Origin of the sequence: Pseudomonas sp. GZD-209, from assembly GCF_049310485.1 — a bacterium.
GTDB lineage: Bacteria > Pseudomonadota > Gammaproteobacteria > Pseudomonadales > Pseudomonadaceae > Aquipseudomonas > Aquipseudomonas sichuanensis.
Genome location: NZ_JBMOWQ010000055.1, coordinates 38,506 through 64,437, shown reverse-complemented (window position 1 = coordinate 64,437; position 25,932 = coordinate 38,506). Strand labels below are relative to the sequence as shown.

The 25,932-nt window shown below is 59.2% G+C and carries 19 protein-coding genes and 3 pseudogenes; 10 read left to right on the top strand and 12 right to left on the bottom strand.

The genetic code is table 11. From position 1 onward, the window contains the following. Positions 1–71: 71 nt before the first annotated feature. Positions 72–1,448 carry an OprD family porin gene (locus ACO6VM_RS08390; protein WP_422403084.1) on the top strand — a complete coding sequence of 459 codons (1,377 nt, stop codon included), beginning with the start codon at positions 72–74 and terminating at the stop codon, positions 1,446–1,448. A gap of 83 nt (positions 1,449–1,531) precedes the next feature. On the opposite strand, the gene glp is transcribed toward ACO6VM_RS08390, so the two are convergent. Both glp and moaB read right to left on the bottom strand, forming a co-directional pair. Beyond that, positions 1,532–2,719, bottom strand: a complete 1,188-nt coding sequence (glp, locus tag ACO6VM_RS08385; protein WP_422403111.1) for a gephyrin-like molybdotransferase Glp — start codon at positions 2,717–2,719, stop codon at positions 1,532–1,534. An 8-nt stretch (positions 2,720–2,727) separates the two neighbouring features. After that, a complete protein-coding gene (gene moaB / locus ACO6VM_RS08380) occupies positions 2,728–3,267 on the bottom strand; it encodes a molybdenum cofactor biosynthesis protein B (RefSeq protein WP_186732833.1) in 540 nt (179 codons plus the stop codon). Positions 3,268–3,531: 264 nt separating this feature from the next. Here moaB and ACO6VM_RS08375 point away from each other — a divergent pair, with 264 nt between their 5' ends. From ACO6VM_RS08375 to ACO6VM_RS08355, 5 genes and pseudogenes are all read left to right on the top strand, one after another. Next, a complete protein-coding gene (locus tag ACO6VM_RS08375; protein WP_422403083.1) occupies positions 3,532–4,452 on the top strand; it encodes a LysR family transcriptional regulator in 921 nt (306 codons plus the stop codon). Then, positions 4,449–4,952, top strand: a complete 504-nt coding sequence (gene moaC / locus ACO6VM_RS08370; protein ID WP_422403082.1) for a cyclic pyranopterin monophosphate synthase MoaC — start codon at positions 4,449–4,451, stop codon at positions 4,950–4,952. Before ACO6VM_RS08375 ends, moaC begins: the two co-directional genes overlap by 4 nt. After that, on the top strand, positions 4,949–5,200 hold the full coding sequence (locus ACO6VM_RS08365) for a MoaD/ThiS family protein (RefSeq protein WP_422403081.1): 252 nt from the start codon (positions 4,949–4,951) through the stop codon (positions 5,198–5,200). The genes moaC and ACO6VM_RS08365 overlap by 4 nt, the downstream gene beginning before the upstream one ends. A 52-nt stretch (positions 5,201–5,252) precedes the next feature. Then, a pseudogene (locus tag ACO6VM_RS08360) lies at positions 5,253–5,874 on the top strand (DDE-type integrase/transposase/recombinase); the annotation flags it as partial. Positions 5,875–6,211: 337 nt separating this feature from the next. Further along, positions 6,212–7,000, top strand: a complete 789-nt coding sequence (locus ACO6VM_RS08355; RefSeq protein WP_422403080.1) for a formate/nitrite transporter family protein — start codon at positions 6,212–6,214, stop codon at positions 6,998–7,000. Between the two features lie 154 nt (positions 7,001–7,154). Here the strand turns inward: ACO6VM_RS08355 and ACO6VM_RS08350 are convergent. The 8 genes and pseudogenes from ACO6VM_RS08350 to ACO6VM_RS08315 form a co-directional block, all read right to left on the bottom strand. Beyond that, a pseudogene (locus tag ACO6VM_RS08350) lies at positions 7,155–8,315 on the bottom strand (NAD-dependent formate dehydrogenase). 178 nt (positions 8,316–8,493) lie between these two features. Continuing rightward, on the bottom strand, positions 8,494–8,700 hold the full coding sequence (locus ACO6VM_RS08345) for a hypothetical protein (protein WP_422403079.1): 207 nt from the start codon (positions 8,698–8,700) through the stop codon (positions 8,494–8,496). Between the two features lie 83 nt (positions 8,701–8,783). Beyond that, a complete protein-coding gene (locus ACO6VM_RS08340; protein ID WP_422403078.1) occupies positions 8,784–9,608 on the bottom strand; it encodes a family 1 encapsulin nanocompartment shell protein in 825 nt (274 codons plus the stop codon). After that, on the bottom strand, positions 9,601–10,656 hold the full coding sequence (locus ACO6VM_RS08335) for a Dyp-type peroxidase (RefSeq protein ID WP_422403077.1): 1,056 nt from the start codon (positions 10,654–10,656) through the stop codon (positions 9,601–9,603). The genes ACO6VM_RS08340 and ACO6VM_RS08335 overlap by 8 nt, the downstream gene beginning before the upstream one ends. A 188-nt stretch (positions 10,657–10,844) precedes the next feature. Further along, complete coding sequence (locus ACO6VM_RS08330) at positions 10,845–11,744, bottom strand: bestrophin family protein (protein ID WP_422403076.1); 900 nt, start codon at positions 11,742–11,744, stop codon at positions 10,845–10,847. Between the two features lie 19 nt (positions 11,745–11,763). Then, positions 11,764–12,768 (bottom strand): GTP 3',8-cyclase MoaA, encoded by a 1,005-nt coding sequence (gene moaA, locus ACO6VM_RS08325; protein WP_422403075.1) that lies wholly within the window; start codon positions 12,766–12,768, stop codon positions 11,764–11,766. A 191-nt stretch (positions 12,769–12,959) separates the two neighbouring features. Beyond that, positions 12,960–13,967 (bottom strand): cytochrome d ubiquinol oxidase subunit II, encoded by a 1,008-nt coding sequence (gene cydB, locus ACO6VM_RS08320; RefSeq protein WP_422403074.1) that lies wholly within the window; start codon positions 13,965–13,967, stop codon positions 12,960–12,962. A gap of 38 nt (positions 13,968–14,005) precedes the next feature. Next, positions 14,006–15,412, bottom strand: coding sequence for a cytochrome ubiquinol oxidase subunit I (locus tag ACO6VM_RS08315; RefSeq protein ID WP_422403073.1), 1,407 nt, complete (start codon positions 15,410–15,412; stop codon positions 14,006–14,008). Between the two features lie 324 nt (positions 15,413–15,736). Here ACO6VM_RS08315 and ACO6VM_RS08310 point away from each other — a divergent pair, with 324 nt between their 5' ends. From ACO6VM_RS08310 to ACO6VM_RS08300, 3 genes are all read left to right on the top strand, one after another. Further along, positions 15,737–18,010 carry an FdhF/YdeP family oxidoreductase gene (locus ACO6VM_RS08310; RefSeq protein ID WP_422403072.1) on the top strand — a complete coding sequence of 758 codons (2,274 nt, stop codon included), beginning with the start codon at positions 15,737–15,739 and terminating at the stop codon, positions 18,008–18,010. A gap of 250 nt (positions 18,011–18,260) precedes the next feature. Further along, on the top strand, positions 18,261–20,975 hold the full coding sequence (locus ACO6VM_RS08305; RefSeq protein WP_422403110.1) for an AAA family ATPase: 2,715 nt from the start codon (positions 18,261–18,263) through the stop codon (positions 20,973–20,975). Positions 20,976–21,758: 783 nt separating this feature from the next. Next, a complete protein-coding gene (locus ACO6VM_RS08300; RefSeq protein ID WP_422403071.1) occupies positions 21,759–23,408 on the top strand; it encodes a hypothetical protein in 1,650 nt (549 codons plus the stop codon). Between the two features lie 81 nt (positions 23,409–23,489). On the opposite strand, the gene ACO6VM_RS08295 is transcribed toward ACO6VM_RS08300, so the two are convergent. Beyond that, positions 23,490–24,398, bottom strand: coding sequence for a site-specific integrase (locus ACO6VM_RS08295; protein ID WP_422403070.1), 909 nt, complete (start codon positions 24,396–24,398; stop codon positions 23,490–23,492). A 172-nt stretch (positions 24,399–24,570) separates the two neighbouring features. Between ACO6VM_RS08295 and ACO6VM_RS08290 the strand changes: the two genes are divergently transcribed. Then, complete coding sequence (locus ACO6VM_RS08290; protein WP_422403069.1) at positions 24,571–25,542, top strand: DNA-binding protein; 972 nt, start codon at positions 24,571–24,573, stop codon at positions 25,540–25,542. Positions 25,543–25,713: 171 nt separating this feature from the next. Here ACO6VM_RS08290 and ACO6VM_RS08285 read toward each other — a convergent pair. Next, positions 25,714–25,914 (bottom strand): annotated as a pseudogene (locus ACO6VM_RS08285) (IS3 family transposase); the annotation flags it as partial. Positions 25,915–25,932 lie beyond the last annotated feature (18 nt).

Genomic DNA, 25,932 nt, shown 5'->3' with positions numbered 1-25,932 from the left:
CGACCCGGCCAGTCTCCCTGGCCGGTGGCTTTGGCGTGCGCGTCAACTCATCACAACAAAGGAGCAGCCCCATGCAACGCACTACCCTGTCCGTGGCCGTATCCTTGGCCACCTTGGCCGGCCTCGCACCCTTGTGCAGCCAGGCCGCTGGTTTCATCGAGGACAGCAAGGCCAGCCTGACCCTGCGCAACTTCTACATTGACACTGATAACCGTAACGGCAGCACCGCACCGAGCAAGCAGAACGAATGGGGCCAGGGCTTCATGCTCAACTACGCCTCGGGCTACACCCAGGGCGCGGTCGGTTTCGGCGTCGACGCCCTAGGCCTGCTGGGCGTGCGCCTGGATGGCGGCGGCAAGGTCAGTAAGGCCAACGTCGAGCGCCAGCCCGGCACGATCTTCCCGCTGGAGCACGATGGTTCGGCAGTGAACGAATTCAGCAGCCTGGGCCTAACCGCGAAGATGCGCATCGCCCACAGCGAGCTGCGCTACGGCACCCTGCAGCCGAAGTTGCCGGTGGTGGTGTCCAACGACGCGCGCCTGCTGCCGCTGACCTATGAAGGCGCCCAGCTGACCTCCAACGATATCGCCAACCTGACCCTGACCGCCGGCCAGCTGGAACACACCCGCGGGCGCAACTCCACCGACCTGCGCGCCATGAGCATCGCCGGGGCCAACGGCAGCATGGCCAAGAGCCGCGACAGCAACCACTTCTACTTCGCTGGCGCCGACTACAAGGCCAGCAAGCAGTTGTTACTGCAGTACTACTACGGTGAGCTGGACGACTTCTACCAACAACACTTCTTCGGCCTGGTGCGCAACCTGCCGCTAGGGCCGGGCAACCTGAAGACCGACCTGCGGGTGTTCCTCAGCGACAGCGACGGCAAGAACGCCAGCGCCGCCGGGCGCAAGGACAACTACCTGAGCAGCGGCTACTACGGGGGCAACGTGACCAAGGGCGAGGTGGACAACCAGGTGTACAGCGGCATGTTCACCTACAGCTTGAGTGGGCACAGTCTGGGCACGGGGTATCAGGTACTGACGGGCCAGAGCGACTTCCCCTATCTGAACCGTGGCGATGGCGAGGGCACCAGCACCTACCTGGTCACCGATGCGCAACTGCTAAAGTTCAACCGAGCAGGAGAGCGCACCTGGCTGGCGCGTTACACCTACGACTTCGCGGCGGTCGGGGTAGCGGGGCTGAACTTCAGCGTGCTCTATCTGAAGGGGGACTCGATCGACACGGCCTATGCCGACCATGGTGAGTGGGAGCGTGATATCGCGCTGAGCTATGTCACGCCGTCCGGGCCGTTGAAGGGGCTGGGGGTAGCTTGGAAAAATGCCAGCCTGCGCAGTGGCCTACCTGCTGGAGCTATGGCGGGATCCGCGACGCAGCGGGATCAGGATGAAAATCGGTTGATCGTCAGCTACACGTTACCGTTGCTTTAATCCGATGAGTCGCCCGGCGAGGTCGTGATGGGCTGCTGTTGATGTGCCTGCCCGTAGCGACTCGCCAACTGACACAGCCAGCGCTAACCCACCACATCATCAAAGGAAATGAAATCGAGCACATCGCCCGCCTCGAAAGTTTCCCCCGCTGGCACTTCCAGCAGCCCGTGCGCCTGCGCGGCGCTAAGCAAGGTCGCGGAACTCTGGCTCTCCAGTAACCGCGCCCTTCCTCCATCGAGGCGCACCCGCAGGTACTCCTGGCGTTTGCCTGCCTTGGGCCAGGCAAATCCTGCCACCACCGGCATCCGCATGGGTTCTACCCGTGCAACACCCATTCGAGCTAGAAGGTAGGGCCGCGCCAGCAGTAGGAACGTGACCAGAGCCGACCCTGGGTTGCCTGGCAGTCCCAACAACGGTATGGCACCGAAATGCCCAAAGGTGAAGGGCTTGCCCGGCTTGATCGCCAGCTTCCACAGCTTCACCTCGCCAGCCTCACGCAACAGCGCGCCGATGCAGTCGGCATCCCCGACTGACACACCCGCACTACTGATGATCAGCTCGGCACCTTCGGCCCCGGCCAGCGCCGTGCGTAGCAGCACTGGATCGTCTGGCACACAGCCCAGGTCGATCACCTCGCACCCTAGCCGTTCGAGCAACGTCGCCAACACCACCCAGTTGCTGTCGTAAATCTGCCCCGGCCCCAGCACCGCGCCCTCGCCCGCCAACTCGTCACCGCTGGAGAGCAGCGCGACCCGTGGCCGGCGCAGTACCGGCACCTGGGCAAAACCCTGTGACGCCAGCAAACCGAGGGCAATCGGGCTGAGCACCGTACCCGCCGCCAGCAAAGGCGCCCCAGCACGGATCTCGTTGCCTTGCGGACGTATATTGTCGCCACGGCGCAATGCGTCGAGCGAACGCATCCGCCCTTGCGCGTCGACCTCACAGTTCTCCTGCAACTGCACGCAGTCAGCCCCGGCGGGCACCGGCGCCCCGGTAAACACCCGCGCACAGGTACCGGCCTGCAGCGGCTCGGGAGCCTGCCCGGCGAAGACCGTCTGCGACACCGGCAATGGCTGCGCCACCAGGTCGTCCACGCGCAACGCGTAACCGTCCATGGCACTGTTGGCCCAGGGCGGCAAGTCGATCGCTGCGCACAAGTCCTCGGCCAATACCCGGCCGTCGGCCCCACGCAATGCCACCTGCTCGACGGCGGTGAACGGCTCGGACCTGGCCAGGGCCAGTAGCTGGCGCAGCGCCTCGTCCACCGGCATTAGCCCACTCACGAGCGCGTCCCGCATAGGTTAGCTGCCTTCAGATGCGGCACGAAATTGCACGGACGGTGCCGTGCGTCCAGTTGCTCGACCAGGATGCCCTCCCAAGCGGTGCGGCAGGCACCAGTGGAACCCGGCAGACAGCAGACCAGTGTGCCATTGGCCAGGCCCGCCAGGGCGCGGGTCTGTACTGTGGAAGTGCCGATATCGAGGATCGACAAGGCGCGGAACAATTCACCGAAACCGTCGATATGCTTGTCCAACAGGCAACTGACCGCCTCCGGCGTGCTGTCGCGCCCGGTGAAACCGGTGCCACCGGTAATCAGCACAACCTGTACGCCCTCGTCGGCGATCCAGCCGGCCACCTGTGCACGGATTTTGTACAGATCGTCTTTGAGCAACGCCCTGGCCACCAGGCGGTGGCCCATATCCACCGCGCGACTGGCCAGCAGCTCGCCGGAGGTGTCGGTTTCGAACGTGCGGGTATCGCTGACCGTCAGCACGGCAATATTCAGTGGGACAAATACAGCATCGGGTTTAGCACTCATATCCTGGCACTCTGATAATTCGACAATGCGATCAAGAAACTAGAGCGTTATCGACATCACGTCCAATCGATAATACTCAATATATCATAAGCAATCTCTATCACCTTCCATCATCAATCCCCTCTATCACTTATTCGTAATTTCTCATTGGACGACATTTACTCTTCGCCTTACTTTGTGCCGCCCTGAAGCCTGGCCTCATTCATACATTAAAGCGCCATGCATCGCTGTTCTCGCTTTTTAAATCAATTGGCAAGGCGACCCATGGATATCAAACAGCTTAAGTTCCTGATTGCCCTGGACCAGACCCGACATTTCGGCCAGGCCGCTGCTTTGTGCCATATCACACAGCCGACCCTGTCGATGCGCCTGCGCAACCTGGAGGACGAACTAGGCCTTATGCTGGTGACTCGTGGCCAGCGTTTCGAGGGTTTTACCGAAGCCGGTGAACGCATTCTGGCCTGGACTCGCACTCTGCTGGCAGCCTACGACGGCCTGCAGGCCGAAGCCGCCAGTTGCCGTGGACGCATTGTCGGCAGCCTGCGCATCGGTATGGTGCCGCTGTCCAGCTTCAACCTGATGGACTTGCTCAAACCACTTACCGACAGCTACCCGCAACTGCAGGTGCAGCTGTCATCGCTGAGTTCGGAACAGGTTACTGACGGCCTGAGCCGCAACCAGCTCGACCTTGGCATCTGTTATCTTGACCAGATCAATCGCAGTTACTTCGACGTGATCGAGTTGGGCGCCACACGCATGGGCCTGTTGTACGACACTCGGTGGTTCGCTTTCGACAGCCCATGCCTGACCTGGGAATCCCTGGCCGGTCTTCCGCTGGGGCTGCTGTCCCAAGGTATGCACTATCGCCAGTCCATCGACCTAAGCTTTCGCAGCCGAGGGATCCACCCTCTTTCGATCCTCGAAAGCGACTCCACCTACCAGCTGGTTCAGGGCGTCTGCGCTGGTCTTTGCTGCGCGATCATGCCGCTGGACCACGGCCTGGAAGGTCTTAGCGAACACATCCACATCCATCCGATCAGCGATGCCAGCATCCGTGCCCCATTGGGTCTGCTGCTTCGTCGCAGCGAACCGCGCTCGGCCCTGGCACAGCAGTGCTTCGCCGAAGCCCGCCTGCTGCTGTGCCCGCCGGCGCAGCCCTCTCCCCAGCCCCTGGAACTCTCATGAACGATACCGCCGCCTCTCCCGACGCCTTGACCCACCTGGACAGCCGCGGCCATGCGCACATGGTCGATGTCAGCGACAAACCCGACACCCGCCGGGAAGCCACAGCCGAAGCCTGGGTACGCATGAAGCCGGAAACCTTGGCCCTGATCAGTGCCGGCGGCCATCCCAAGGGCGATGTCTTCGCGGTGGCGCGGATTGCCGGGATCATGGCCGCCAAACGCACCCACGAACTGGTCCCGCTGTGCCACCCGCTGCTGCTGACCGCCGTCAGCGTCGAGCTCAAGGCGGTGGCGCCGGACTCGGTGCGGATCATCGCCAGCGTCGCGCTCAACGGTGCGACCGGCGTCGAGATGGAAGCGCTGACCGCCGCCAGCGTGACCGCCCTGACCCTGTACGACATGTGCAAGGCCGTCGACCGCAGCATGCAGATCGACTGGCTGCGCCTGCTGCGTAAGTCCGGCGGGCGCTCAGGGCTATATCAGGCCGAGGTGGCACCATGATCCAGGTGCACTACTTCGCCCGTTACCGCGAGCTGCTGGGCAGCGACGGAGAAGCCGTGGCCTGGGAGCCCGCGCTGGCCAGCCTGCGTGACCTGCGCGAGCGGCTGGCCGGCCGCGGTGGCCCATGGGCGCAAACCCTCGGCCAGACCAACCTCATGTGCGCACGTAACCAGGAACTGTGCACATTGGACGAGCCGTTGCGCGACGGTGACGACATCGCCTTCTTTCCCCCCGTCACCGGGGGTTAGGCCCTTACACACCGGGTGAGCGATCACTGGACTGAGACCATCATCGTTATGGCTCTACGGCTATCGCAAAATTCACGATGGCCTGCGAGAGCTTGGAGAGACATGAGGTCGAAATCGAGTCGGTCGCTTGATGCAAGCAGAGGGGCTGCGTTCACAAACGGGCTATCGCCGTCGCCCAGGATTTTATTGCGGAAAGCCAACGGTAGCCTCGCCCAATCACCTTGCCCGGCAGTTCAAGGTCAGTGAGCCGAACAAGGTCTGGGTGACAGATATCACCTACATCCGTACTTACGAAGGGGGCTGTACCTGGCTATCGACGCGATGCTGATGGCCGTGTGGCGGCATAAACCAAAACAGGAAGTGATGATTCACTCAGACCAGGGTAGGCAGTTCAGCAGCTCAGACTGGCAAAGCTTCCTGACGGATAACAATGTGGTCAGCAGTATGAGCCGGCGAGGAAACTGCCACGACAACGCGGTTGCAGAGAGTTTTTCCAGCTATTAGAGCGGGAGCGAATCCGACGAAGAATCTAGGGAGCGCGCGAAGAGGCCCAGAGTGATATTTTCGATTGCATCGAGATGTTTTATAACCCTAAATGCCGGCACTGCAGCGTTATGCAGCTATCGCCAGTAGAGTATGAGAAACGCTACTTCCTGAGCTTGGGTAGTATCTAGGAAACCAGGGGTGTTTCACTATCCTTGATGCAAGCTTGAAACATCAGAATATCGCCGCGCATTCAATGAGCCGAATAATATGGGCAGCGCGACCTGCATCACAGCTGGCTGAGGGTAAGTGCCTCATTGATGACATCTATCAACTCATCCAGTCTATTGATTTGACTGCGTCAAATTGCCCCAGATAATTTGCAGCCCTGTCTGAGGTTAATCCAGAGCGTGCACGTTGTCTTGCCCCTGAATTGAGCCCCACTGCTTCACCTCACTCCCCTGTCCAACCCCGACCTGCGGCATCGCCTTGCGTCCTTGCCGCCGCTCCCGCGTTTGAGTTGCAAAAATGTCCGTCAATGCACCGCCCCGGATCACCGAGCTTGTCATCGAAGCCGGTGCCAAGAAAGCCCTCTTGTCCACCCGTGCGACCCTGATCCTGGGGTTCCTCGCCGGCGCGTTCATCTCGCTGGGTTTCCTCCTAGCCATCCACGTCAGCACCATGATTCCAGCGCCATGGGCTTCCTTCGGTACCTTGCTGGGTGCGGCGGTATTCCCCATCGGCCTGATCCTGGTAATCCTAGCCGGTGGCGAGCTACTCACCGGCAACATGATGAGCCTGCCGTTGGCCATGTTCGCCGGGCGCATCGGCCTGGGCGCGGTAACGCGCAACTGGTTGCTGGTGACCTTGGCCAACCTGTTGGGCGCATTGTTCGTCGCCTACTGTTTCGGCCACCTGCTAGGGCTGACTGAAGGTCCCTACCTGGGCAAGACCCTTGCGGCCGCTAGCAGCAAGGTCAACGCCGACTTCCTTCACGCTTTCGTCTCCGGCATCGGCTGCAATTGGCTGGTGTGCCTGGCGGTATGGTTGTCATATGCCAGCCGCGAAGTGAGCGGCAAGATCCTCGGCATCTGGTTCCCGATCATGGCTTTCGTCGCCATCGGTTTCCAGCATGTGGTTGCCAACATGTTCCTGATTCCGGCAGCGATCTTTGCCGGGTACTTGAGCTGGGGGCAGCTGGCGGAGAACCTGTTGGCGGTGTTTCTGGGGAATGCTGTGGGTGGGGCGATCTTCGTGGGGCTGGCGTATTACGTGTCCTACGGTGCGCCTTTGCAGGAAGCGTGCGAGGTGCGGTAAAGCATCGTGATCAGGCACGCTTGTACAGATGATGCGCTCCCTGCACAAGTGTGCTTCACCGCTCAAAACCTGATGCTAGGCATCCCCTGGCTCACGGCGCCTCCCGGGGGCTGTCTTCCAAGCCTGCGCACTGGCTTACCAACCGCTTGATATTTCACTCAAGTTGATAAGACTGGGCGCCGGTACCGGCTAATCCCCCACCCTTTACTATCAGGTACTCATCACGAATGGGGGTACTATTGAAATAGCTTTGCAGAATCTCAAGGGTGCCTTCCGCGTAGCGTACTTGCGCTGACAGCGACGTACCGGACATATGTGGTGTCATGCCGTTGAAGAGCATGCTTCGCCACGGATGGTCTGCTGGTGCGGGCTGGGGAAACCAGACATCGCCGGCATAGCCGGCCAATTGTCCGGACTCTAGAGCGCGCACCACGGCATCGCGCTCCACCAGCTTGCCGCGGGCGCAATTTACCAGCTACGCCCCCTTTTTCATCCGCGCGAACATGGCATCGTCAAACAAACCCTCGGTTGTCGGATAGAGAGGAATTTGCAGGTTGACGATATCAGCCGTAGCCACCAGCGTTTTTACGTCCGAATGATAGTTAAGCCCCAGTTCTTTCTCTATTTCCGGGGCGAGTCGGTGACGTTGTGAGTAGTGCAGGTGCAGACCGAAAGGCTTCAGTCGGCGAAGCACGGCCAGGCCAATACGGCCCGCGCCGATGGCGCCAAAGTGCATGCCTTCGATGTCATAGCTCCGATCTACACAATCAGCGATGTTCCAGCCGCCTTCGGTGGCTATCGTGTGTGCGGGCAGGTAATTGCGGACCAGCACCAGTACCAGCATCACTACGTGTTCGGCAACGCTGATGCAATTGGAGCCGGTGACTTCTGCCACCGTGATATCAGCGGCGGCGGCTGCCGCCAAGTCGATATGGTCGGAACCGATTCCGGCAGTGATAACAAGCTTCAGTTTGCGTGCTTTGGCGATCCGTTCTGCCGTCAGGTAAGCGGGCCAGAAAGGTTGAGAAATGACGACATCTGCATCGTCCAAATGTTGCTCGAACTCAGAGTTGGGGCCGTGCTCATCACTGGTCACGATCAATTCGTGACCCGCTTTCTCCAAATAGGCTCGCAAACCAAGTTCACCGGATACACAACCTACCAACTCTCCTGGTTTGAAACCGAGCGGCGGCAAAGGTGAGGGAGCAAGTTGCCCATTTGCGTAAACCTCGATACGCGGAATGGCGCTTCGGGTATAGCAAGGGGGATAGCCGCTAGTAGGGTCTGGATAAAGAACACATAAGACCTTTGCCATGCTCGAATTCTCCTCGGGGCACCTCTCCCAATACCCAGCCATTCGAAATGAACGTTTGAAGTGTTTGCCTCTGTCGTCGCACTTCATCGTTGGCCATGTTCGAGTCTTGCCCTCAAAACGATCACGCTACGTTGAAACCAGATCTGTGTGCTTTTCTGCGACAGTGGACAACGGGGAATCACCCCAGCTCCTGGAAGGCGTGCCCATTGGCATGCAGTTCCTGAAGCAGCTCTGGTGTCAGCTCGCTCTGCCACACATGTCCAGAAAACCGCCACTCTGCTGTATTTGCGAGATCAGGTAACCCCTTTCCCTTGCCGACATACAGTCCCAGAGTAGGTTTGGCGAGATTGATGTAAAAATCGAACTCTTGCTGAGATTGGTTCATGACGACTCTCCTGCTGATCGAGTAAGCGTCTGGCTCCATCGGGAAAAATCGATCTCGGTGATCCTCCTCCCTTAGCGCTTTGGTTACACCTTCTGAACAGACGTAACCTGCGGCATGTCCAGCGCTACCGCTGCTTCAGTGGTCAACAGTCGGAATGTGAAACTTTCCTGGAGATACAACTCAACGTCCGTCGCCGAGTGACTGAGATAGCCAATGGAGAGGTCTTGACCAAGGTCCAGTTCAAAGTCTCCGCCGCGTGTTGTCAGTACAAGACCGCCAGTGATGGCAGGTGCCCAGACAATTTCTTCATCGACCAAGCGTCGAATGTGCTGTAAGAGAGGGTAGCCGTCTTCGTTGCCTCCGTAGAGGGCGGTGTAGACATCTGCGCCTAGCACTAATCGATATGGGCCCTGAACGCCTGCTTGACGCAATTCATCTACCGCTTTGGAAATCACGTCTGGGTATTCCATCACTGCCGCTGGTAGTTTCCTGGCAGGGTTGCTGGCTCCGGGGCGTATCCCATCGATGCCCGCTGCCATGTAACCGTCGAAGATCGCTCGGTCCTCAGCGTAGGCGATTTTGCGGGCGGCCTCTTTGAGGGGGCCCCAATCGGAGTCGACGGATCCGCGCTCGACATCGTCGATCGCTTGGCGCGTAAGCGTGAACGGAATTCGCAATTCCACTAGCGGCTTGACCAGCCGCCTCAGGGCTTGCACACCATCACCTGGGCTTTCGATCTGTTCGACATGTCCTGTATCGATCGATGCCAGAGTGGGCCCTCTCGCTTCAGGTACGTCCACTACACGGCGTCCTGCCATGTAGCGCCTCAATGTACGGCGCGCCTCCTCTTCGACCTGTTCCCATGCGGCTTTCGAGATCGGGGCAAGTTCGCGATGGAGATTATTCATGGCGTGTGTGTTCCTTCAGGGAGCCAATACCCAACGAGCCCTCTGCCGAGGACCACTCGGATAATGGGGGATGTTTGACCTCAACGGGGACCTGCAGAGGGATTGCCACGTTTACCGCCTCGGCTGTCACCGCATCGAGGAACGTCGTAGTGGGAACGAAAAACAGAGAACCAGTCACCGCTCGGCTAACGTCCAGCAGGCGGTCGTAGTTGCCCGGTGGATTGCCGACAAACATGTTCTCAAGCATCCGCTCGGTCCGTGCCGGTGAACGTGCATAGCCGATGAAATAGGTGCCGAACTCGCCTTTGCCAATGTCACCAAACGGCATGTTGTCGCGCAGGATCTCAAGGCCCGTTCCATTTTCTTCAATACTGGTCAGGACGTTGTGGGCGAAACTGGGCTTTTCGGCATCAGTCAGCTCGATATCGGACAGTTTCTTACGACCGATGATTTTCTCTTGCTGTTCGACTGGGATCGCATTCCACTTGTCCAGGTCGTGCAGGTACTTTTGCACAATGACATAGCTGCCGCCCTCAAACGTGACATCCTCGTCACTGATCAACGTCGCCTTTATCGCAGCTTGGGCCACGGGGTTCTCGGTGCCGTCGACGAAACCCAGCAGGTCACGGTTGTCGAAGTACTTGAAGCCCTGTACCGAGTCGACCACGGTCACAGCACTGGCCAGGCGCGCCATGATATTGGTCGCCAGTTCAAAACACAGGTCCATCCGTGTGGCGCGAATATGGAAGAGCACGTCACCAGGCGTGGCAGGGGCATGATGAACGCCAAGGATCTCCCGAAAAGGATGAAGATCCTTGGGCCTTGGATCGCCAAAAAGGCGATCCCATGCCACGGACCCCACTCCCATGACACAAGACAACGCACCATCGGGGGTGCGAAAGCCTACGCCTCGTACGAGGGATGAGAGATCCGCGCACAGCCCCCGCACGGTGGTTTCGGCATGTTCTCCCGCATTCACCGAGACCACTAGGAATATGGCCGCGGACGTCAACTGGGCTTCAACCGCTTGGGATGTTATGGAAGACACTGCAACTCCTTGCTGGAAATGCGGCCTTGAATTCGGCCTGGGTGAACGGCGGTACTTGCCCCGATGAAGACTTGCAGTCGAGGATCTGCGGGCGACCTTGTAGCGCGTATCAGCGTTTGAGGTTAGGAACAAATCCCCATGTCCACAACGTGATGCAGTTACAGATGAACGTGTGACGGTCGAACCGGTCAGCTCAGTATGTAACCCACCGGTTGCAACGGCGGCGGTAGGTCCCTGCAACCAAGGGCACCAAGTATATCCCGCTCGACTACACGTACCATTGCATCCGTAGGCAGATCGTTTTCATCACGTCCAAATGGATCTTCAAGTTCATTGCTGATCGCATCCAGTCCGAAGAATGTGTAGCTCACGATCAGGGTGAAAATGGGCGCTATCCAGCCAAGTGGCTCGGCCATGGCGAAGGGCAGCAGCATGCAAAAAATGTAAATGGTGCGGTGCAGTAACAGCGTATATGGGAAGGGTATCGGAGTTGCTTTGATCCGTTCGCAGATGCCTTGCGCGTCGGTGAACGCGCTCAGGCGCTGCTCCAGCAGCATATATCGCCACTCACTGATGAGCTTGTCCTCGGCGAGCTGGGAGCAGACCTTACCCGCATGCTGCAGGATGCCGTCGGAAATATTGTGCGCGGCAATTGGTACGTCATTGGCAAGCCAAGGGCGGGCAGCGCTGAGCTCATCTTCGTTACGCAAGCGGGCGTTGAGTGCATGGGCGAATCCGCAGAGGCTACGTAACAGGTTTTCTCTCAGTGCCTGATCGGGGATCGCCACGCTCTCACGGATGAATGTCCGCATTTCGATGATGATCAAACCCCAGGTCTTACGCCCTTCCCACCAGCGGTCATAGCAGGCGTTGTTGCGAAAGTTCATGAAGATGGACAGTGACAGCCCGAGCAAGGTGAACGGTGTGGCATTCACCTTGGAGAAAAATGCCGGGTGCTGAGTCTCGATCAGGACAATGAGAGATGCCAGGAGGGTGACCAGCAAGCTGCGCACGACAATACGTTTGGCGACAGACCCTTTGAGCGTGAACATGACACGCAGCATGTTTGGTTGGTTCTGAACGATCATGGGCGTTCCGAAAGAGCGGTCAACCGCCGGTCATGTTCATGAAGCGCAGGATCTGCACCTCGCCGCCGACATCGAAGTGATGCCCGTAAGGCTTCAAGGGCAGGGCCGCGAGAATGGCGTCGTCCAGTTGCGATGTGTCACCTGGATGTGAACGAAGCACCTCCTTGAGGTCTTTCGAATGCTCGTTACCCAGGCAAAGTAAAAGTCGTCCTTCAGCGGTCAACCGCACGCGGTTGCAATCGCCACAAAAGTTATGGCTATGAGGAGAAATGAAGCCAATTTTGATGTCTGGAGCTTCGGCGAGACGTACGTAATGAGAGGGACCAGATGTCGATTCTGCTGTGTCTTGCAGTGTGTAGTGCTCGGCAATACGCGCCCGCACCTCATCACTCGAACAGTAGGATGCGCTCCGCGAGTGTTCGTCGATGACTCCGAGTGGCATTTCCTCGATGAAGGAAATATCGAGCTCACGATCAATGGCGAATCGAACGAGATCAAGAATCTCGTGGTCGTTTCGCCCCTTTAACACTACGCAATTCAACTTGGTGCGGCGAAAGCCCGCCTGACGAGCCGCGTCGACTCCTGCGATGACTTGTTGCAGGTCGCCGGTTCGCGTCAAAACCTTGAAACGTTCATGATCAAGGCTATCGAGGCTGATGTTCAATCGTGACAGCCCGGCGTCATACAGCGGTTTGGCCAAGTGCTTGAGCTGGGAGCCGTTACTGCTCATGCACAGTTCGTCCAAGCCTGCGATCGCTGCGATGCGCGCGCAAAGTTCCACGATACCCTGGCGAACTAACGGCTCACCGCCGGTAAGACGAATCTTACGAGTTCCCAGTGCGACAAAGCGCTCTGCCACCTGAATTACTTCTTCAAGCGTTAGTATGTTCTGCCGAGGAAGAAATTTCATATTCTCCGACATGCAATAGACGCAGCGAAAGTCGCAACGATCGGTCACGGAAATGCGCAGATAGTCGATTCGCCTGTTGAACCCGTCGATGAGTTGTTTCGCTGGAAGATTCAATTCTTATGGTCCCTCTCGGCACTTCTAACATAACCATGCTCTGCGCACCAATTTACGGTATCAGGCGCTTACCGGGGAAAGTTTTACACGTTCCGCGACCCTCTCTTGCGCCGAGGAATGAATCTTGATGGCTGTTAATTATCAACTTTTATCTCTCCCGCCACTCTATTGTGGCGGGAGCTGAAAACCGATCAATGATAACCATCACCTACTTTCACCTTGCCGCGGAATACATAGTAGCTCCAGGCGGTGTACACCAGGATGAACGGCAAGATGAAAAGCGCGCCGATCAACGCGAATAGTTGGCTGGCCACGGGGGATGCGGCCTGCCACATGGTGATCGACGGCGGGATAATGTTCGGCCAGATGCTGATACCCAGGCCACTGTAGCCGAGGAAGATCACTACCAAGGTGAGTAGGAAGGGCGAAGCGGTGGCCCGGTGCGCCAGCGTGGTCAAGGTGGCGATGAAGCAGAACAGCAGAAGCAATGGCACCGGCAGGAAGTAGAACAGGTTGGGCAGGCTGAACCAGCGATGGGCGATTTCTGGGTGGATGAGCGGTGTCCACACGCTTATCACGGCAATGACACCCAGCAGGCCCCAGATGAAATAGGACGAGTAACGGTACATCTCTTCCTGTAGGCGGCCTTCGGTCTTCATGATCAGCCAGGTGCTACCCAACTGCGCATATGCCAGCAACAACGCAAAGCCGCAAAACAGAGGGAACGGCCGCAACCAGTCGAGTGGGCCGCCAGCATACATGTTGTTCGCCACCGGAATGCCATCGAGGAATGCCCCCAGGGCAACGCCCTGGGTGAAGGTGGCGACGATCGACCCGCCAATGAAGGCCTTGTCCCACCAATGGCGGCTGCGCTCGCTGGCTTTGAAGCGGAACTCGAAGGCCACGCCGCGGAAGATCAGGCCCAACAGCATCAGTACCAGCGGCAAGTAGAGTGCGCTGAGTATCACTGAATAGGCCAGCGGGAAGGCGCCGAACAAGCCCGCACCGCCCAGCACCAGCCAAGTCTCGTTGCCGTCCCACACCGGCGCGACGGTGTTCATCATGACGTCGCGCTCTTCCTTGTCCTTGATCGCCAGGAAGAGAATGCCGATGCCGAGGTCGAATCCGTCCATGATGACGTACATCATGACCCCAAAAATAATGATCAATGCCCAGATCAGCGTGATATCGACGCCCATAGCAGTCGCTCCTCAAGTTCCAATCGTATTCTGCACGCTCAATGGTCGTCTGCTGCGGACATAGGGCGTGCCGGCGTATTCGACTGGCCGGCTGCGCCTTCGGTCGAGGGCGCGGGCTCGTGTGGATGAGGCCCTTTGTGCACCAGCTTGAGCATGTAGGTGATACCGGTACCAAACAGCACGAAGTACACCAACACGAAGAGGATCAGGCTAATGCTCATTTCTCCCACGGTCAGTGGTGACACCGCATCCTTTGTCCGCATGAGTCCGTACACGACCCAAGGCTGGCGGCCCATCTCGGTGGTCACCCAACCCGCCAGCAGAGCGATCAAACCGGACGGCCCCATGCATAGCATGAACTTCAGGAACAGCGGTGTGGTGTGCAGTCGGTCGCCACGGCGCAGCCACAGGCTCCAGAGCCCGGCGAGGATCATCAGCAGGCCCATGCTCACCATCAGCCGGAAGGTCCAGAAGATCACCGTAGAGTTCGGGCGATCCTCAGGCGGGAATGACTTCAGCGCCGGGATCTGGCGATCGAGGCTGTGGGTCAGGATCAGGCTGCCCAGGTAGGGCACCTCGATGGCGAAGTGGGTCTTCTCAGCTTTCATATCCGGCCAGCCGGCCAGAATCAGCGGTGACGGCTCGCCGGGAATGTTTTCCCAGTGACCTTCGATAGCGGCGATCTTCGCCGGTTGGTGCTCCAGTGTATTCAGGCCATGGGCGTCACCGACTACGGCCTGGATCGGTGCCACCACCAGGGCCATCCAACAGGCCATCGACAGCATGGTGCGGGCTGATTCGATGTTCTTGCCACGCAGCAGATGCCAAGCCCCGGAAGCGCCAACGAAGAACGCGGTAGCCAGGAACGCGGCGATTGCCATGTGCGCCAGGCGGAAGGGGAACGACGGGTTAAAGATGACCGCCAGCCAGTCCACCGGGACAGCACGGCCGTCGATGATTGCGTGGCCCTGAGGTGTGTGCATCCAACTGTTGGAGGAGAGAATCCAGAACGTGGAGATCAATGTGCCTATCGCAACCATGGCGGTGGCGAACATGTGCAGCCCTCGCCCCACGCGATCCCAGCCGAAAAGCATCACGCCGAGGAAACCCGCTTCAAGGAAGAACGCGGTCAATACTTCATAAGTGAGTAGAGGGCCGGTAATGCCTCCAGCGAAGTAGGAAAACTGGGACCAGTTGGTGCCAAACTGGTAAGCCATGACCAGTCCGGAAACTACACCCATGCCGAAATTCAAGGCAAAGATCTTTATCCAGAACGTGTACAGCTCACGATACACATCACGACCGGTCTTCAGCCAGAGCCCCTCTAATACGGTGAGGTAACTAGCAAGCCCTATTGTGATCGCAGGAAAAATGATATGGACAGCGACAGTGAAGGCAAACTGTAACCGTGCCAGATCGAGCGCCAACGTATTGTATGTGTCCATGCTTTCTCTGCCTCAGCTGGATTTGGGGCAAATTCGCAAATGCGAATTAGATGCATCATCCCTGACTGGACATCATCTACTCTTCATCGAGTTCATGGTGGGTAGCACAGTGTGTGGAGGATAGATCATGCGTGGAAAAAATCTGGAAGATTTTCGGATGAAATGGTGACTACATTGGATCCAGAAACTTAATTTGCCTTTCCTCAATGAAGTTGTATCTTTTTACTCTCCTAGTTGATGCGTTTTCCTGTGGCCGAAATAGCGAAAACCCACTACTTGATACGGCTTTATATTAATTAAATATAAATCGTTTTTGGAGCAACCATGGCTAATCGACGCAAGGTACCAGGTGTTCGTAATTACGATGGCCCCGCAGGTGGCTGGGGTGCGCTGAAAGCGACTGCGACGGCCGTGCGAGAGCAGATGGACACGCTCAAAGCGCCCCTCACCTTGATGCGCACCAACCAGCCCGACGGCTTTGATTGCCCAGGGTGCGCCTGGCCTGACAAGGAGCACAAATCGACCTTCCAGTTCTGCGAGAACGGCGCCAAGGCGGTGACTTGGGAAGCGACCAACAAGCGCGTCCCCCCCGAGTTCTTCGCCAATCACCCGGTGGCCACGCTGCTGCACCGCACCGACTACGAACTGGAAGACCTCGGCCGACTGACCCACCCGATGGTCTACGACCACACCAGCGACACCTACAAGCCGGTAGAATGGGAACAGGCTTTCGCACGCATTGGTGAGATCCTCCGAGGCCTGAAACCAAACCAGGTCGAGTTCTACACCTCCGGGCGCGCCTCCAACGAGGCGGCCTACCTATACCAGCTGTTCGCACGGGCGCTGGGTACCAACAACTTCCCCGACTGTTCCAACATGTGCCACGAGCCGACCAGCGTCGGCCTACCGCGGTCCATTGGCATGGGTAAGGGCTCGGTATCGCTGGACGATTTTGAGACCTGCGAGCTGGTGATCTCCATCGGTCACAACCCCGGCACCAATCACCCGCGGATGATGGGCACGCTGCACGAGGTGTCGCGGCGTAAGGTACCGATCATGGTCCTGAACCCCCTGCGCGAACGGGCCCTGGAGCGCTTCGCCGACCCGCAGGACATGATTGAGATGGCCACCTACGGTTCCACCCGGATCGCCTCGACCTACCTGCAGGTCAAGGCCGGTGGCGATGCCGCCGCGATCAAGGGAGTGATGAAGTCGCTGCTGGAGATGGAGGACTCACTCGGCCAGGTGCTCGACTACGAGTTTATCGAGCAGCACACCAACGGCTTCGACGCGCTCAAGGCCGACCTTCTGGCGACCGCGTGGCCCGATATCGAACACGCCAGCGGCCTGAGCAAGGCTGAGATGGAAAAGGTCGCAGCGGCCTACGCCAAGTCCAACGCCACCATCGTCACCTACGGCATGGGCATTACCCAGCACAACGAGGGTACGGCCAACGTCCGGCTGATCTGCGACTTGCTGATGCTGCGCGGCAACATCGGCAAGCCCGGCGCCGGCATCTGCCCGCTGCGCGGCCACTCCAATGTGCAGGGCAACCGTACGGTGGGTATTACAGAGAAGCCCTCGGCCGATTTCCTGAACAAGATTGAGCAGGTGCTGGGCTTCAAGCCGCCGGCAGAGCATGGGCATGACTCGGTACAGGCCATGCAGGCAATGATCGCCGGCACATCGAAGGCACTGATCTGCCTGGGCGGCAACTTCGCCGTGGCGTTACCCGACCCAGGCCAGTGCTTCCCTGCCATGGGCAAGCTGGATCTGAGCGTGCACATCGGTACCAAGCTCAACCGCACCCACTTGCTAGTGGGCAAGGAGACCTACCTGTTCCCCTGCCTGGGGCGCACCGAATTGGATGTGCAGAACGGTGAACGGCAGTCGATCACCGTCGAGGACTCCATGTCGATGGTTCATGCCTCAGCGGGCAAGCTGACCCCCGCGTCGGAGTTCCTGCGATCGGAGCCGGCCATCGTCGCCGGGATGGCCAACGCGACCCTTCCAGGCAGCCCGGTGCCCTGGCTGGAACTGGCTGCCGACTACGACAAGATCCGCGACCTGATCGAGAAGACCTTGCCGGGCTTCGACGACTACAACGCGCGAATCCGCGAGCCGGGTGGTTTCCGCATGCCGCTGCCAGCCTGCGACCGTAAGTGGATGACTCCGTCGGGCAAGGCCGAGTTCTTCGTGTTCCCAGGCCTGCACGAAGACAAGGAAGTCGACGGTGACGATGTATTGCGGTTGATCACCCTGCGCAGCCATGACCAGTACAACACCACCATCTATGCGATGGACGACCGTTACCGTGGGGTATTCGGTCGCCGCGACGTGCTGTTCATGAATCCCGCCGACCTGCAGGCGCGTGGCCTGGCCCATGGCGATCTGGTTGACATCGAGACCGTCAGCCATGGCCGCAAGATGCGCTACGAGCGGATCACCGCCATCGAGTACAAAATTTCCGCCGGCTCGGTGGGGGCATACTACCCCGAGGCTAACCAGCTGGTGCCGCTGGACTACATCGACGTGGACAGCGGAACGCCGTCGTACAAGTCGGTGCCGGTGCGGGTGATGCGCTCGGAACTCAACTAAACAACGATCAAGATGGGCGCATGAAGCGCCCTTTCGTTGCGCTGCCCGGCAGGTCATTCGTCGGTTAGATGTCGCGCCGTTCGGGTCTGAGTTGCGTTCGCAACTAAGGTGAACTGTTGCAGCGACAATGCATCTGAAAATGCGCCTGCCTATCCGTTGTGCTCCCCAACATCCTGCCTGGTGGAGCGTCGTTTCCCACCAGAGGTTGAACACGTCAGTCGGACCTGTCCGCCAACCATGGAGCTTTACGATCATGGCCACGCTCTGTGAGATCTGTAATGCAAGACCCGCCACCGCGCGGGTGACGGTATCGCAAAATGGACAGCGCAAGACCATGTCCATCTGCGACCACGATTACCGCCAACTGCTTCGCCATCAAAGCATGCTCAACCCTTTTGACTCGTTGCTCGGAGGAGGACTATCGAGCCTCTTCGGCAGCATGGGCGGTCTGCCTGATCACTTCGCCGACAGCTCGGGTCTGTCAGCGGAGGTGCAGCGCGACTCGGTCGACCCAACGGACGTGTTCAGCGAGCAGACCAAGGAGATCCTCCAGCGCGCCGCCGAGAAGGCGCATGAACTGAACCGCAGCGAAGTCGACTCGGAGCACCTGCTGTATGTGTTGGCTGACACTGATGTCGGCATGGCCCTGCTCAAAGAACTGAAACTGTCCCCCGATGACATCAAGGGCTACATCGACCAACATGCCCAACCCGGCAGCGGCGAGGTGGCGCCCGACAAGATGACCATTTCGCCACGCCTGAAGAAGGCCTTCAACTTCGCCTTCCAGGCCTCGCGTGACCTCGGGCACTCATACGTGGGCCCCGAGCACCTGCTAATCGGCCTGGCCTCGGTACCTGACAGCATCGCCGGGACCTTGCTGAAAAAATACGGTGTCACCCCCGAGGCACTGCGCCAGAAGGTGCTCAAAGTGGTCGGCAAGGGCGCCGAGGACGGTCGCGTCGACACGCCTACTGGCACCCCTACCTTGGACAAATTCGGTCGGGACCTCACCGCCATGGCCCGCGAGGGCAAGCTCGATCCGGTGCTCGGCCGCGCGCAGGAGATAGAAAGCACCATCGAGGTACTGGCCCGGCGCAAGAAGAACAACCCAGTGCTGATCGGCGAACCCGGCGTGGGCAAAACCGCTATTGTCGAGGGACTCGCCCAGCGCATCGTCAAGGGGGAGGTACCTGAAGTACTGCGCGGGCGTCGGCTGGTCGAAGTAAACTTGAACTCGATGGTCGCTGGCGCCAAATATCGGGGCGACTTCGAGGAACGCGCGAAGCAGCTCATCGATGAAGTCACTGCCAAGCCCGATGAGTTGATCCTGTTCATCGACGAGCTGCACACCATTGTCGGCGCCGGACAGGGCGGTGGCGAGGGGGGGCTGGACATCGCCAATGTGCTCAAGCCAGCGCTGGCCCGAGGCGAGCTGAGTCTGATCGGTGCCACCACCCTCAACGAGTACCAGAAGCACATCGAGAAGGACGCGGCCTTGGAGCGCCGCTTCCAGCCGGTGCTGGTGCCAGAGCCGTCCGTGGAGCAGACCATCGTCATCCTGCGCGGCCTGCGCGATAGCCTTGAGGCACACCATCAGGTGACCTTCGCCGACGATGCATTCGTCGCCGCCGCGGAGCTATCGGACCGCTACATCACCACACGTTTCCTACCAGACAAGGCCATCGACCTGATCGACCAGGCCGCCGCGCGAGTGCGCATCAGTGCGACCTCACGGCCGGCCGACATTCAGGAGCTGGAGGCGGAAATCTCACAGCTCAAACGCGAACAGGACTACGCGACCTCGCGTAAGCGTTTCGACGAAGCCAAGGACTTCGAGGAACGGATCAAGGCCAAGAACGCGCAGTTGGAAGAGCAGACCGAGGCTTGGCAGCGCAAGACCGGTTCACAGACCCTGGAGGTCACCCTGGCGTCCATCGCCGAGGTAGTCTCGCGCCTGACCGGAGTGCCGGTGGCCGAGCTCACCCAGGAAGAGCGGCAGAAGCTGCTCAAGCTCGAGGACACTCTGCGCGCGCGCCTGATCGGCCAGGGCGATGCAGTGCAGGCGGTAAGCGATGCAGTGCGCCTGTCACGGGCGGGGCTAGGTCAGGCCAACCGGCCGATCGCCACCTTCCTGTTCCTCGGCCCAACAGGTGTCGGTAAGACCGAACTGGCCAAGGCTCTGGCCGAGGCGGTGTTCGGCGACGAACAAGCGATTATCCGCATTGACATGTCGGAGTACATGGAGCGCCACGCGGTGGCACGCCTGATCGGCGCACCTCCCGGCTATGTCGGCTATGACGAGGGCGGCCAACTGACCGAGAGGGTCCGCCGTCGGCCCTACAGTGTGATCCTGTTGGACGAGATCGAAAAAGCCCACCCCGATGTCAATAACGTGCTGCTGCAGGTGTTTGATGATGGCCGGCTGACCGACGGCAAAGGCCGTGTGGTGGACTTCAGCAACACCATCATCATCGCCACCAGTAACCTCGGTGCGCCGTTGATCATGGCCAACCTGGAGCGACCCGAGACCGAGCGAACCGACGAGAAGACGCTGAAAGATGAACTGATGGGCGTGCTCAAAGGGCACTTCCGTCCGGAATTTCTCAACCGTATCGACGACATCATCGTGTTCCACGCGCTGTCTCGGGATGATATCCGCGCGATCGTCAAGATCCAGCTGGAGCGGGTGGTGCGCACCGCGTCAGCCCAAGATATTCACCTGACGATTGAGGAGTCGCTGGTTGATCACCTGGTGGAGGTTGGCTATCAGCCGGAGTTCGGAGCCCGGGAATTGAAACGACAGATTCGTCATGCGGTGGAAACGCGACTGGCCAAGGAAATTCTCAGCGACGAGCTCAAGACTGGGGACAAGGTGGCGCTGGGCTGGGACTCGGAGAACAAGCTGGTGATATTCAGTCCTATGGCTGGCAACCCTACTACTGAAGGCTCCACAGCCGAGAGTTAAGTTCTAGCCTCCGGGTGGGGATCACTCACCCGGAGGCAGTCAGCCGTCAGCTCTATTACCTTCCGCAATTGACCAAAAACGTCGAGACGTAGCCTGTCGTAGCAAGGTGTATCAGTCGATTTCGTCCCGCTGCAGGACGATGACCGCCTAGAGTTGCTTCACAACTTAATCAAACGCTTACCTTCTTTATTGGCGCTAAGGCATATTGGGTCTGATAACTACGGGGTTTCTGACTCAAATATGCAAAATCGCGGCACTTTCACTTGACTACTATGAATTTTCGATAAAGCCATCGTCCATGATTCATGGAATGTGGACATCGTCGGCCAACAGAATAATGAAATAAGGACAGCTGAGACTGTAACGAACCCGCTATGCCCGGGCGGCTGCACCTTGTCACTCTTGGGAGTGTCGCGCCATGGCCATGAAAGGCTCCTCAACGAGCGCTGTCTCACAGGCTTTAGCCTGCGATTAAGGCCTACAGGGCGAAGCCAGCACAACCCAGCAGGCAAGCCAGAAGGGGCGGATGCTTACCGATATCCATGGCGACCTGAGGACTGACGTGAAGCTACCCCACCTTGCATACGTCAGGCGCTCTGCGATAGCGTAATTAGGCGTCGCTACATGGTCGACGCGCTGCCCACCCCTCGAGGCCTCACTGGCCGCAGCGAACCGGACCGAACCATGATCATCACATTACCTTTGACCTGAGCCTTTCCGGGCATCGGGGATGGCGGGTGGGCGTCTCCGATGTCGCTCCGAATGGAGCAACGGAGAACACTCATGGTTCCCAACACACCTCTTGAAACGATCAGAGTCCAGGCCAAACGCCTGCGCGACCTGTTTGATATTGACCTGACCACCGCCAAGTATGTGTTAGCGCGAGGGCCGTATGGCTGCACCGACTGGTCGGATCTGTGCGCTCGCTTGAACGAAGGCGCTCCATTTCAGAACGCCCTGCAGCTGGCAGAGCTACCCCAATCCCCGATCGCGGCCGCTTACTTGGCTAAGCATCTCCGTAGACTAGCCTCCTCGGTCAGTCAGCTGATCCTCACCAACCGCAACCTGCCAGAACTCTGCGAAACGCTGCGACAAGTCTTGGCCGTCCCGGGCAACTCCGTGACGCTGGCGGATGTGTTACAACCCATCACGTCGAGTGCATGGCAACCCACCGACATCAGTCCGGACCCGCACGCGGTCATCCAGAGCCGGGTCTGCATCAACGGCGTAGAAATCCTGCTGCTGGGAACTCGAATTTTCTGGCCTCGGCTGTTTACTTTTGATGCCGCGATCACTGTCGAGGCAAGTACGGCTGAACCTCTTGGCGACGACCTCAAAATCATGTGGGAGATCGATCCGTGGTACCAGGCGAGCCGCGACTATCTGTTTGAGTATCAGCGTGACGATGACTGCGATGACCTGCCTGACTTCATCGAACCTCAGATCACTGAAGGCCCGCGCATGCTGCAGCATCGACACTGGCTCGCTCGGTGCCTGACGGGCTGGAGACAAGAGCGCCGCTACAACGCTGAAGGCGAGGAATTCATTCCGTTTGTGTACCAGGGCCACGCCTATTTGATCTTTGGCGTACCTTGCCCCGAGACGGTTACGTCCTCCCCGTTGCGCCGCCAGTACGTGCAGTTTTCGGACGATGACAGTAACCGCTACCAGGTGATCCTGCTTGATGGCCAGCTGGTGCAGGTCGAAATGCTCATCGTGCCCGAATCACATGAACGGCAGGGCTGGCAGTACGACGACTATCACCGCAGGCTGTGCAACGACCTGCTGGGGGGTGCAGCCGCTGGCGGCTGGATCAACTCACCACCTGGTGGTTGGACCGACCTGCTGTTTCTCAGTCCGGCCTGCGACTTCAGCCTGGAATGCGAGTTGCGGGTAGAAATCAAGCCCGAGCCCGACGAGACTCTTTGTACCCTGCAAACCGATAACCCTGAACTGGCAGTGGAAGTGCTGGGGCGCGCGCACAAGGGACAATTCACGTACTACGAAAATGCCATGTCCGGAACAAGCTATGTCATGCGTCTTGACCTGCCGCCGAAGCCCGCCCGTACAGACCTCAGCCTGTCACTCAATTTTATCGAAGAGACGGTCTTTCAAAGCATGCACTTGATCGGCCGGCGCGTAACCCATACGGATGAGAGCGGACAGGCGCTCTACCTTGAGATCAAACCGGCTTTGCTGAAGCTGGTGCAACGCCAACCGTTAAAGGATCTGAAGAAAGCCATCCGTGAAGGGCAGATACTGCGCGTCCTGGGCCTACCAGAGCAACTGCAGGAGGCGCCCGCCTTTCTGCCGAATACCTCAGCGCCGGAGCTCTCGGACTCCCGCAGCACCAACCCACTGTCCGTGCCTTTCTTTGACGGTGAGGGCCCGCTGCTCTTCCGATCCATCCTGTATCAACGCGATAACTTCTAACCGATCAGTCAGCGACGCGGTCAGTGCCGCGTCGCTCATCAAACGCCTACCCACTCCTCCAATCACGTAGCCGAACACTGCTCAACGCAGCCAATTGCCAAAGGGCGTGGCAGGGTCGATATAGCGCGTGGCGGACTGCACATCGCGCCAACCGACGTACGCCATCAAGTCCTCGGTGCTCCATTGGTTGCGGCTGGCCCAGGTCGCGAAGCCGCGACGCAGCGAGTGTGCCGAATAGCCCTCGGCCTCGACACCGCTGCGCGACAACGCTTGGCGCAATAGACGCGACACACTGTTGGCATTGAGCGGTTGCACACTGAGATGCCCCCAGCGATCAATGCCGCGAAACAGTGGGCCCTGCGCGATACCACTAAGCTGCAGCCACTGTTCTGTGGCCTGTACCGGACACAGACGCTGTAGCGCCGGCATGGTCAGGTTACGGCCACGGTTGTCGCGATCGGTCTTGCTGCTCGGCAGCAACATCTGCATGCCCTCGCCCGCTTCGATCCGCACATGCTCGGCCTGTAGCCGACACAGCTCGTCACCGCGAAAGGCGCGCCAGAAGCCGAGCAGGATTAATGCCTGGTCACGCGCGGCCCGCAGTCGTTGCGCCGGCTGTCCACTGTGTAGGTCAGCACTGAGTCCTTCGATGGCGGCCTCGAGGACGTACAGCTGCAAGGCCGGAGCCTGTTTGACCGGCTGCGGATGCAGTGCCTGGATTCCCCGAAGGCTGTCACGCACCTGAGCCGCCTTAGTCGGGTCGATAAACCCGCGCTGCTGGTGCCACTGGGCCAGCGCCGCCAGGTGCGTGCGCAGCGTGCTGGCAGCCAGCCGGGAACCATAGGTGGCCAGGTAGCGCACCACGCTGGCACTGGACGTTGGCAGCAACCCGCCCCACTCCGCCTCGAAGTGCTCAATGGCTTGGGCATAGCGCCGCTCAGTACTGACTCGACGCGCAGCCCGGAGATAACGATCAGGCGAAGTGTCCACCCCTCCTCCAGCTGTACCCCCTCGTACGGGAGAAAACCGCGAAAAGCGTTATCACGTTCGAGAATTCAGGATTCTCATACGTCAGTCTGTCCGATTTATCAGCGCCTTCCCAGCAGCAATACACGTGTACTTCCATACTGGTTGAACAGTACGAAAAAATCGGAGAACGGCCATGGCTCGTCCCGGCATCAATAGAGCTTTGGTGCAACGCGCCCGGGACGCCCTTCTCGCCCGCGGCCTGACACCGAGCATTGAGGCGGTGCGCGCCGAGTTGGGCCACACCGGCTCGAAGACCACCATCAACCGCTACTTGCAGGAATTGGCTGCCGCCGAACCACGCCCGCCCAGCATTGATCTCAGTCGCGAACTACAAGCCTTGATTGAAAGTCTAGCGCAGCGCTTGGCCAGCGAAGCCCAGGAGACGGTAGCCGCTGACCGAGCGCGCCTGGATCGACAGCAGATGGCCTACCAGCAGCAGCGCGCGGTCGAGAGCGCGCGCTTCGAGCAACTGCAAATCGCCCATCATGCCCAAGGCGATGAATACCGTGCCCTGCTCCAACGAGAGCAACAGTTGAACAGCCAGTTGCAGAAGACCGAGGGAAAACGCCAACGGCTGGATGAAGCCTGCCGGCAACAGCTAACGCTACTGGAGGAACGCCAGGCCCACATCCAATCACTGGAAGCCAAACACCAGCAGGCCAGAGATGCTCTCAGTCATTACCGCGAGCAGCATGTGGCGCAACGCCAGGAGGAATTGCAGCGGCATGATGAGCAGGTACGTCACCTGCAAACGGAAGTACGCGGGCTACGAGAACAGCTGTTGCAGCGACAGGAGGAAGTGACCCAGCTGTATCGCGAGCTCGAGCGCATGACCAGTGATCGAAGCCATCAACAGGAGCACGTGCGTCGCTGCGAGCGGGAATTACTCGAAGGTCGGCAGCAACTGAGCGGCCGGGACGAAGAACTGAAGCTGGCACGCCGACAGGGCGAAGCAGCAGTGCACGCGCTGGCCTTGCAGCGCGAAAAGACCAAGCAGTACCTGCAAAGCCACCGCCAAGATCAACGAGTGATCCGTACCCAGGCAAAACAATTGACCCGCCTCCAAGCGCTCCTGTCCCCCGCCAGCAGCAATCCGCACGCTTAGGAAGGTCTCCCCACACCCTCGTCGCGGCTCCTCCCACGAGTCTATCTGTCAGGGCCCGGCTGCGCCGCCCCTAGCCATTCTGTCTACGCGAAAACCGCTGAGCCCTTCAGGGGGCACGTGTTGCACCGCTGCATGGCATATGGCGACCAGACGAGCGGGCCTGCCCTCCTCCACACCTCCACTCTCCAGCCAAGCATGCTTGATCAAGCCAAGTAGCCGTTGGTCTTCTTGGGCTCGGGCAGACTGAGGCTCGGCCAGCCAGACGTAGTAGCCGCTGGAATGCACCTTGAGGGTCTGCCAAAGGCGACGTACCGAGTAATCCGTCGAGTGCTTCTTGATGAAGGCGTACTTCAGCCGCACTCCTTGCCGCTGAGCTCTACCGGCTGACTT